The organism is Streptomyces sp. NPDC007856 (assembly GCF_042868225.1).
Classification (GTDB): Bacteria; Actinomycetota; Actinomycetes; order Streptomycetales; family Streptomycetaceae; genus Streptomyces.
Genome location: NZ_JBIAEC010000099.1, coordinates 1 through 2,093 on the forward strand (window position 1 = coordinate 1; position 2,093 = coordinate 2,093).

Consider the following 2,093-nt stretch of genomic DNA (forward strand, 5'->3'; position numbering starts at 1 on the left):
CGAGACCGTCCTCCCGACCGAACTCACCGCATAGCCTCAAAACGAGATCACCGAGTGGCCGTCGATACACCACCTCGGTGGACGCGACCGGGCTCGGTCCTGCGTCCGGCCACGTACCCGCACCGATGAGCAGGAACACGGGGTGGAGGTCAGGGGAGATACCCACCATCGACGCATGCGCAGGGCGCCTTCGTTGCCGAGTACGGCGTCGCGCCGCCGGGCGGCAGGTCAGCGAGCCGGGAAGTCCGCGGTCCGAAGGGGCGGGGACTGCCTGAAGCGCAGGCTGGCGGTCCTGCTCGTCCAGGCCCGGTAGGCCGAGGAGGCCGGAGAGGATTCGGCGTGAACCTTTTCGGTCCCAGGCCCCGTCTTTAGTGTGAGCGAACGGCAAGTTCGAGTGCGCCAGAACCCGCGGGAGTCCTCTGCGGAAGCGCGCAACAGAATGCGGAAAAGGTCCCCCCGTGTGGCGGAGGGCGGACGGCAACAAGCTTCAGGAGGGGGCCTATGCGCTCCACGACTTGCACGGCCACGGCGAGGTTGCTGCCTTCCAAGTGCGAGAAAATGTTGCGTCGCACGCTCGCGAGGTTGGTGGGCCGCGCCTACTTCAGCTGTGTCCACCCAGAGCTGGCGAGGACGGCGAGCTACGCCCTCGCGTCGCCAGAGCATCTTTCGCGCAGGACCAGCGACTGGGCCTCCAGCCTGTTCACCACCCGGGTCATGCTGCTCAGCGACAGCGCGTGCATGCGGGCGAGCTCATTCATCCGGTTCTGGTTGTCCGACGCCTCGGAGAGAAGTATCAAGACCGTGTACACGGTCTTGGAAATGGGATGTTTCTCAAGCGTGTCTGCGTCTGTGATCCGAGGCAGGAAGGCTATTACCCTGCGGAGAGCCCGCAGGAGCGCGAGGGGCTCGATGGTCGTCCTGTCTGCCATGGACGTGATGTAAGTGGCCGGGGTCGGCTTCAGGGGACGGGTGCACGGCTCCTTCTCCCTCGACTCCCGGCACTGGAAAGTACCGCACATGTTTGTTTCTCCCGATGGAGACAAAATGCAGCGGCTCAAGCAAACGTGTCGAAATAGAGTGACCGGTCATATTGGCCTCGCATCGCAGAACGAGGTCGTGCCCCCGAGTGAAGGAGTCACTCGGAGGTACGGGAGATATGACCTGATCATCCCGACGTGCCCCGCGCGAGCCGAGTCGGCGAGGCACATCGACGGATACGCAAGCCCGCAGCGATCCACGTCGACGGCCCACGTGGAAATGACAGGTATCCCTGGTCAGCCTGTCTGCGCTTCGCCGTCGGCGATGTCCGGTGCCGCGTGTGCGGCCAGTGAGTACATGACCGATCGCTGCTGTTTGTGCCGCTGGACGCGTCCCTTGGCGACCAGCGCCTCGAGCGTGTTCCGCACGACCTGGGGAGTCGGGTTCCGGTCCGGATACTTCCGCAGTAGTTCGTCCCGTAGTTCCTTGGCCAGACGCGGCTCCGCGTGTGCGCCGAGCAACATCGTCAAGACGTCTCCGAGCAGTGGCCGACGCGTCTTCCCCTGCGCGTTCGCCTCCTCGTCGGCGTGTGGGTGCGGGACCGAGGACCCCGGCGCCCCGGCGGACGGAACGGCTTCGGCCCGAGGCACTTGGTTCGCCTGCCTGGGCTCCGGCACGTCCTGCGCCTGCTTGGGCAAGTGCGATGACTCCGGCGGGCCTTCGTATCGTTCGGCAAGAGTCAGGATGTCCACCAGGAGGGCTTCCTCCTGCTTCAACCTGGCGATGGCTTCTGCCAATTCCTGCTGACGAGAGTGATTTTTTTCAAGGTCCGACGCGGCTTGCTCGACGTACCGCGATCGGAGCGTGGCGGCTGATTGGCTGGTCACAACCGTTTGCTCCCTTGTGTGGATGACATTGCGCATGGTACGGGTCATTTGGTGTTGGGTGTAGTCGACCAGGTGCGGGCTCCTGGTTGCGTCCAGGGAAGTGGTGTACGGGTTTGACCTGATCCGGGGGTTTGCTCCGGCGTTGGGATGAGGCCCGCAATAGATGAACGGCCACCGGCTGATCTTCGAGGTGTCGAAGCTCGAAGGAGATCAGCACGATGACCGCAC

2 protein-coding genes are annotated in these 2,093 nt (G+C 64.3%); both read right to left on the bottom strand.

Going from position 1 to position 2,093, the window contains the following annotated elements:
• Positions 1–638 precede the first annotated feature (638 nt).
• Entirely contained in the window at positions 639–929 is a 291-nt protein-coding gene (locus tag ACFYOH_RS44710; RefSeq protein WP_388638097.1) for a MarR family winged helix-turn-helix transcriptional regulator, read from the bottom strand.
• Between the two features lie 345 nt (positions 930–1,274).
• Positions 1,275–1,865 (bottom strand): hypothetical protein, encoded by a 591-nt coding sequence (locus ACFYOH_RS44715; RefSeq protein WP_388638099.1) that lies wholly within the window; start codon positions 1,863–1,865, stop codon positions 1,275–1,277.
• Positions 1,866–2,093: the final 228 nt, after the last annotated feature.

Excerpts from the sequence above, each read along its gene's own strand:
- ACFYOH_RS44710 (WP_388638097.1), bottom strand. The coding sequence starts at position 929 with ATGGCAGACAGGACGACCATCGAGCCCCTCGCGCTCCTGCGGGCTCTC.